This is a genomic window from Pseudomonas sp. CBC3 (assembly GCF_037967085.1).
GTDB lineage: Bacteria > Pseudomonadota > Gammaproteobacteria > Pseudomonadales > Pseudomonadaceae > Stutzerimonas.
On sequence record NZ_JBANEO010000011.1, the window covers coordinates 1 to 7,331 of the forward strand.

Consider the following 7,331-nt stretch of genomic DNA (forward strand, 5'->3'; position numbering starts at 1 on the left):
GCACAGAATGGTTCACGTTAAGTCCGCTTTTGGCCGAGGCTGTGTAAAAACGTTTTCGAGCGCGACAGGTACTCAAAACCGGACTGGAAATCGCGCATCTGGGCGAAATCCACATCTGCTGAGGTGCCGAAAAATTTCAGATTTCACGTAGACGCGCGCACTTCAATTTTGACGAAGCGTTTTTACACACTCTGGGCCGATAGCTGCCGCTCAGCAATCCCGAAGCAAAGCTCATCTCACCACCATTAACTCATCCCACCGCGTTGTGTACCGCTGCGACAGCATCTCGCGCCGCATGGCCCACTTAGGGGCTGCGGGGATACGGCCGAGCCGCACTGTACCCCGGCCCTCTTGGGCGTTGATCCGGTCGACTACGGCCATCAGCCGATCGGCACCCGGGCGAGGTGTAGCAGCGAACATGTCGACCGTAAACTCCCCGCGTTGGCACAGGTCCATCAGCAGCACCTCGGCTTTGCTGTAGGCGTAGCCGGGGCGGTAAATCGCATCCAGGCCGCGAACCGCCGCGGCGGCAAGCACACGGGTGTCGTCGGTGGGGTACGGCAGCGGGCAGTTGATGGCGCTGGCGTAGCGCGGCTGGTTGGGGTTGTGCATACCTGTGCGGATTGCCACCTGCAAGGTGCCGGCGAGACTACCTTGGGCGCGCAACTTTTCCGCCGCCTTAGACACGTAGGCGGCAACCGCCTCGCGGATCGGCGGCAGTTCGCGCACCCGAGCACCAAACATCTTGCTACTACAGATCATCTGCCGTGGCGGCTCTACCTCCGCAAGGTGCAGACACGAGATCCCGCGCAACTCGCGGGCCGTTTTTTCCAACACCACACTGAACTGCTGGCGTAGTGACGCCGGGTCGTACTGCGCTAGGTCCCAGGCCGTCTTAATGCCCAGCGGCTTAAGCCGCGCGGTCAGCCGGCGACCGACGCCCCACACTTCGCTTACCTCGGTCATCTGCAGCAGTCGATCGCGCCTAGACGGGTCGCGAAGGTCAATCACCCCTTCCGATTTACGCCAAGTCTTGGCCGCCCAATTGGCCAATTTTGCGAGCGTCTTTGTGGGCCCGATGCCAACGCCAACCGGGATGCCGGTCCACAGCAGGATCCGCGCCCTCGCCTCGCGCCCCAGCTGGACCATATCACCCCGCATGCCGGTCAGGTCGGCAAACGCCTCGTCGATGCTGTACACCTCCACCCTCGGAAACATTCCCTCCAGCGTGACCATCACGCGCGCGCTCATCTGACCGTAAAGCTCGTAGTTGCTGGAGAAGCAGACCACACCCCACTCCCGCATCTGGTCTCGCCACTGGAAGTATGGTGCGCCCATCGGGATGCCCAATCGCTTGGCCTCGCGGGTGCGAGCGATCACGCAGCCATCATTGTTACTCAGCACTACGACCGGCACGCCCTCGAGCCAGGGGCGGTAGACGCGCTCACAGCTGGCGTAAAAGCTGTTGCAGTCGATCAGCGCGAACATAGGCTGTGCAGGTTATGCGTGGCCACGCCCCACACGTGCAATGATTCGGTCACGGCCACCGCCCTGTAATCAGGGTTCTCGGGCTGCAGCCACACTCCCGCGGCGGAGATTTGCAGTCGCTTGACCGTCATCCCGCCATCCACGTACGCGACAACGACGTTGCCCGACCGCGCCTCCAGGGCGCGGTTGACCACCAACACGTCCCCGTCATAGATCCCGGCGCCGATCATGCTTGGCCCGCTCACCCGTACCAGATAGACGTTGGGTGCCCGCAGGTCGACCAAATCGTCGATCGACAGGGTGACCTCCTCATAGTCGGCAGCAGGTGATGGGAAACCCGCCGGCACACGGATGTCCACGTACTGAGAGAAAGTTTTGGCGGGGCTGAGGCGCCCCAAAATATTGACACGCATTGTCGTACTGCTCTGCGATAACTGTATATATATACAGATACCAGAGCCGCATCGCGCGGGTCAATTCAACGGCGATGATCGGAGGGTTCATGTGCGGACGATTCACCCAGTACCGGACAGCGATCGAATACCTCGAGGCGCTGCGCTACGACAAGCCCATCGAGAGCGGCATCGACCCAGAGCCCATCGGCCGCTACAACGTACCGCCCCGCTCCCGGGTGCTCGTCTTCTTTGAGACCGCTTCCGGCCTGCGTATGGCCAAGCTCCCGTGGGGTTACCAGCCCTGGTGGGCGAAGGGCAAACGTCAGCCGGCGATCAATGCGCGTGTAGAGACGGCTGCCACCAGCAAATTCTTTCGGGACGTCTGGCGCACCGGCCGCACGCTGGTCGGCGCTGACGGCTGGTACGAGTGGATGAAGGACCCGGTCGATCCAAAAAAGAAGCAGCCGTATTACATCCGATTGAAATCAGGCGAACCGATGTGGTTCGCGGCGCTGGGGCAGTTCAGGCGAGAGGACAGGACCGAGGAGCAGGAAGGCGACGGGTTCGTGATCATAACGGGGGACAGCGACCAAGGGATGGTCGACATCCATGACCGCCGGCCGGTCGTGCTACCACCGGATCTGGCCCGGGAGTGGATGGAGCCGGGCATATCGCTCGAGCGCGCCGAGGAACTCGTGCGGGACCTGGCGCTGCCGGTGGAGGCATTCGAATGGTATCCGGTGGACCGAGCGGTTGGGAATGTGAAGAGCGAAGGTGCGCAACTAATCGAGCAAATCGACGACCCCTCGCTATAGGCACAGCAAGGTGGTGCATAGGCCGTTTCAAAAGGTCTCGAGGCGGTGGGCGCCGCCTGCGGAAACCGTACAATGCCGCTTCCTTTTGCCTGGGTAGATCCCATGAAGCACGTGATAGTGGCGAGCCTCGCCACCCTATTCATCACCTCCGTCGCGCTCGCCAGTGCACCATCGACCTTCACCGCTGCAAAAGCCGTCGCCAAGGATAAGGTGTTTTTTGACCAGGCATCTGCCGGGCTCGGCGACCTTTACTGCGGCTGCGCATGGGAATGGGTGGGCAAGTCAGGCGGGCGAATCGACTCCGCCTCGTGCGGCTACGAAACGCGCGCACAGCAGACACGCGCGGAGCGGATCGAATGGGAGCACATCGTGCCGGCCTGGATCTTCGGCCATCAGCGGCAGTGCTGGCAGGATGGCGGGCGTAAAAACTGCGTGGCGGATGACCCGGTGTTCCGGGCTATGGAGGCTGACCTTTTTAACCTTTACCCATCCGTGGGCGAGGTGAACGGCGACCGCAGTAACTACCAGTACGGGCGTGTGGCCGGCGCCCCTGCACAGTACGGGGCATGCGGCACCAGAGTGGACTTCAAGGGACGCGCCGCCGAGCCGCGTGATGAGGTGAAGGGTCTGGTTGCCAGATCGACGTTATACATGTATGACCGCTACGGTTTATCGATGTCGCGGCAACAACAGCTGCTGCTGATGGCTTGGGATCGCCAGCATCCGGTTTCGACCTGGGAGCGGGAGTGGGGCAGCCGCACGGCAAGAGTCATGGGACATCACAACCCCTTCATCACCGGCGAACGCGCTTGGACGCAGGGGCACAAGCCATCGCGCGAGGGTATCGTGAGCCAGGTCCTCACCAGCGTCACGCCCCCTCCTTCCGCTAAAGCCGTGCCCAGTGATGTGATCATCGGAAACAGGAACAGCCGGGTGTACCACCTGCCGAAGGGCTGCCCGAGTTACACCAAAGTGGCCCCCAAGAATCAGGAGCATTTTGCCAATGAGTCCTCAGCCATTGCCGCGGGCTACAGGATGGCGGGGAACTGTCGCTAGCTTATTCTGACAGGCTTCGCAGATCGGCTTTCATTTCGGCTCTTGCGGGCAGCGGGCGCCCACAACAGTGCGTGCGGGAATGCGGCACGTTGCCATCGCACAGTCCCGACCGCATTCATGGGGCGCTATGGAAATTGAGTAGACGCAGCTTGGCCCCCATCGAGGCCGTGCGGCGAGATCCGCAGGTCTGTCCGTAGCGCGCGCCACGCTGGTTATAGTGGAAAGGATGATTCCCGTAGCCAAGGCCCGCGTTTTGCGGCTGTAAACTGAGGTCTATTAACGTGACTTTAAATGATGAAGATCAAATGGCAGCCCCTAATAGTCCACTTGCAGGCAAGGTCGCGTTGACGTATTTCTTTAACCTTATGGAAAAATGGGACTGCTCTGAAGCTGAGCAGAAAGTTCTGCTGGGAATAATAGGCGACGCCGCGTATCACAAGTACAAGTGTCTGCCAGAGGTATGCCTGTGCCACGATCTCATGGAGAGGATTTCCTACCTGATGGGGATCCACAGATCCTTGAGGGTGATCTTCAGCAATCATGCCGACTACGGCTACCATTGGGTTAGAAAACCCAATAAAACACCCCTCTTCAACGGCCAAAGCGCTCTGCAGTTCATGCTGTCAGGGCGCACTGCTGAACTGGCGGAGGTGCACCGCTACCTAGCTTCGATACGGAACTTGTAGCGGCGCAACTACGAATCATGAGCACCTCTAACTAGTTTCCGCCCTAGATATCCTTTATTTTAAGGGTAGAACCGGCCAAGCGGCCGACCGGCTCCATATCTCGACCCGCGGCAGCGGCAATAGCTAACAAGCGCCCTTGAGCACCATGGCGTTTAGCCAACACCAAGCGCGCTTCTTCTCGGAATCGAGCTATCATTTCAGCCTCAGATGTACGTTTCCGCTTTTTCATCGAAACCTCGCGTGCTCACGTTTGCTCCGATGGCATGGTACGACAGTTGCCGCTGCGATGAAGCGCCGTGATAGAAGCCACGCATCAGCTTGCGGAAAGCGACGATTTGCTCTAACCAGCCGCTGACTCTCGTCCAGGCCTTTCTACGACTCAGAGCGCTCGACACGATTACGCCCCATTTTTGCCTCCCGTCATTCCGCCAACTTGGGCTGCCTCCAAAATGTCGGTTGAGGGGTCCACGGAGGCATACACGACGTTTCGTCCCGGAGGATTCCAACGGCCCCACATCTTGTACGCACCCATTCCACAGTCCCAGGTGTCCTGGTAGAGCTCGCGGTCGAGGCGCCATGCGTACCAAGAGCTAGACCAGTGAATTAAATTCACTGATAGACCCCGTATTCGATACGTTCCAGATAATCCTCGACCGCCTGAAAGCCGAACGGATTGTCGATAACGTCCAGCGGCACGTCGCCATCCAGGTGCTTGCAAGGGCGCCCTAGCCATTCTTCAGCCAGCTTCTGGGTGCCGAACACATTCATCGCGTGCTCCAGCACCTTCGCGTACTGGAAAGCAACGGCGCTCTGTTGAGAGTTCAGGTGTGCTGGCTGCCTGCTGCCCTGGCGCTGAATTGTCCTGATGGACTTACCAACAATGCGACTCATGATCTTCTTGGTTGAATACAGATCAGATATCGCAAGCATGTCTTTAACGTCTTTCAGATCAAAGCCTTTGACCGTGAGCCTGTAGACGATGACAGGACTGAGCTGGTCAGCACTTTTTTGGAGAAGGTATTCCGTTGGCTTGCGGGGGGCGGCCGCTGCCCTGCGAGTACGAGCAAACGCGGAATCCATAGCGTCACCTCCAGATGCGAAAAATGACATGAATGTAGCGCTGTTCGGCACCATAGGCAGTAGGTGCTTGATATCACATCGCTCTGTTCATCGTCTGAATCAATTATGCGCATCACCTGACGCCCATTCGGGATGCTCATTTCGCACTGCGCAGTTGAGCTGCCCGGCGCCAGTCCTGAAACTGCCAGCCACCAAACTGCGATAAGGGCTGCGCGCCGGGCGAGATAGCCACGCCTTGTCCAGGCCTGCCAATCTGAGGGAGCTGTACGGGAGCCGGACGCCGTTGGGCGGGTCGTTATCGACTTACAGCTGTTGTCACGAAATACAGTAACCAGCCAATAGCTGTCGATGGCCTCAAGCGCTTCGGCGGATAATATGCTGAACTCAGTTATTGAGCCCAGGATTTATCGAGCCACATCATTCTGCAGCGATTCGTTGCGTCTCCTTCGATAGAACGAGAGCACGGCGCGCTGAATTATCGAGGGCCGCGATGATAGCAGTGGCTTGCAAAAGCCAGCGCAGGTAGCGTTACAACCAGATCTATGAAGGAGACAGCGCTATTAACAAAAAGCCGATTCGCTCCGATGAGGAGCTAGCCACCGCCTTAGCGCGCTTGACGCAACTTTGGGGTGCAGAATCCGACTGCTCAGAGGGCAGCGAGCTGGAACTATTGGCGAAACTGATCGTGGAATACGAACGTCAACACCATCCACTGCCGCCATCTGATCCAATCGAAGCCCTCAAATTTCTGATAGACCAGCAGCTAATATCTGTTGACTCTGAACGCTAATCGCGACGGGAAACGGCTGTTTCACCTGGCCACGGTCTTCGCCCCGCTGTCGCCGGTAAGAGGCAGCTAACGGCCCAGAGTGTGTAAAAACGCTTCGTCAAAATTGAAGTGCGCGCGTCTACGTGAAATCTGAAATTTTTCGGCACCTCAGCAGATGTGGATTTCGCCCAGATGCGCGATTTCCAGTCCGGTTTTGAGTACCTGTCGCGCTCGAAAACGTTTTTACACAGCCTCGGCCATTAGCTGCCGTTCACTTCGACTCTTTGGAATAGGGCTTGCCGGCGCACTCAGCGTCGGCGCGGATTATCTGCTTCATCGGATAAATCGGCGGGTGGAATCCGGGTCATGCCGAGATAAAGGGAAAATTCACTCACTTCGCTCGTAACGTGTTGATGCCAAGAGAGTTTACCAAATAGACCGCACAGCCTCTGATCGTGGACTATCTTTTCTGACTCCTCAGAAAAGGAGTTCCTATGGCTTCATTAGAGCGTACGGCGTATCCCACTCTGCCAAAGGCGTATTCAAAAGCTGAGCTGCAGCGTGATTTTTCATTCTCAGAGGATGAGATTAAGTGGATACGAAGCAAGTCCAAGGCCCCCTTTCACCTCAATCTCGCCGTTCTCCTCAAGACCTTTCAGGTGCTCCGATATTTTCCTGATATCACCGACGTACCTAATCAACTAGTGGACTTCATTCGCGGAGAGTTGGGTCAGCGTAGCAAGGTGAAACTCGCGGAATACAAGTGGTTCCAGCAATATCGCCACATGAACGCGATCCGAGCTCGCCTCGGTGTGACGGCATTCTACGGCTCTGATGCCATGGTGCGGATTCCACGCTGACTCGGACACCCATTCCACGCGCACCCGGACAGTGATTCCACGCTGATCCGGACACTCATTCCACAAGCATCCGGACACCGACTCCACGGTCATCCGGACACTTTTCTGGCAGGCAGCCACGCAGGATTTATTCACTACCATCGATCTCTTTTTCGAAGCAGAGAGGTCGTTGTGGAGCGTTT

General features: G+C 58.0%; 6 protein-coding genes and 2 pseudogenes. 4 read left to right on the forward strand and 4 right to left on the reverse strand.

Features of this window, described 5'->3' with window-relative positions:
• Positions 1-231: 231 nt before the first annotated feature.
• Both umuC and V6943_RS20055 read right to left on the reverse strand, forming a co-directional pair.
• Positions 232-1,488 carry a translesion error-prone DNA polymerase V subunit UmuC gene (umuC, locus tag V6943_RS20050; RefSeq protein ID WP_256057986.1) on the reverse strand — a complete coding sequence of 419 codons (1,257 nt, stop codon included), beginning with the start codon at positions 1,486-1,488 and terminating at the stop codon, positions 232-234.
• The gene (locus V6943_RS20055) at positions 1,476-1,901 is read right to left on the reverse strand and encodes a LexA family protein (RefSeq protein ID WP_042939811.1); all 426 of its coding nucleotides are present in this window, start codon (positions 1,899-1,901) and stop codon (positions 1,476-1,478) included. The genes umuC and V6943_RS20055 overlap by 13 nt, the downstream gene beginning before the upstream one ends.
• A gap of 89 nt (positions 1,902-1,990) precedes the next feature.
• Between V6943_RS20055 and V6943_RS20060 the strand changes: the two genes are divergently transcribed.
• The 3 genes from V6943_RS20060 (at position 1,991) to V6943_RS20070 (ending at position 4,440) form a co-directional block, all read left to right on the forward strand.
• Complete coding sequence (locus V6943_RS20060; RefSeq protein WP_045423017.1) at positions 1,991-2,698, forward strand: SOS response-associated peptidase family protein; 708 nt, start codon at positions 1,991-1,993, stop codon at positions 2,696-2,698.
• A 102-nt stretch (positions 2,699-2,800) separates the two neighbouring features.
• Positions 2,801-3,754 carry an endonuclease gene (locus V6943_RS20065; protein ID WP_340555137.1) on the forward strand — a complete coding sequence of 318 codons (954 nt, stop codon included), beginning with the start codon at positions 2,801-2,803 and terminating at the stop codon, positions 3,752-3,754.
• Positions 3,755-4,059: 305 nt separating this feature from the next.
• Entirely contained in the window at positions 4,060-4,440 is a 381-nt protein-coding gene (locus V6943_RS20070) for an antitoxin Xre/MbcA/ParS toxin-binding domain-containing protein (RefSeq protein WP_256058049.1), read from the forward strand.
• Between the two features lie 424 nt (positions 4,441-4,864).
• On the opposite strand, the pseudogene V6943_RS20075 reads toward V6943_RS20070, so the two are convergent.
• Both V6943_RS20075 and V6943_RS20080 read right to left on the reverse strand, forming a co-directional pair.
• Positions 4,865-5,053 (reverse strand): annotated as a pseudogene (locus tag V6943_RS20075) (RES domain-containing protein); the annotation flags it as partial.
• A complete protein-coding gene (locus tag V6943_RS20080; protein WP_042922181.1) occupies positions 5,050-5,520 on the reverse strand; it encodes an antitoxin Xre/MbcA/ParS toxin-binding domain-containing protein in 471 nt (156 codons plus the stop codon). The pseudogene V6943_RS20075 and the gene V6943_RS20080, both read right to left, overlap by 4 nt.
• A gap of 1,263 nt (positions 5,521-6,783) precedes the next feature.
• Between V6943_RS20080 and V6943_RS20085 the strand changes: the two are divergent.
• Positions 6,784-7,131 (forward strand): annotated as a pseudogene (locus V6943_RS20085) (DUF4158 domain-containing protein); the annotation flags it as partial.
• Between the last annotated feature and the right edge of the window lie 200 nt (positions 7,132-7,331).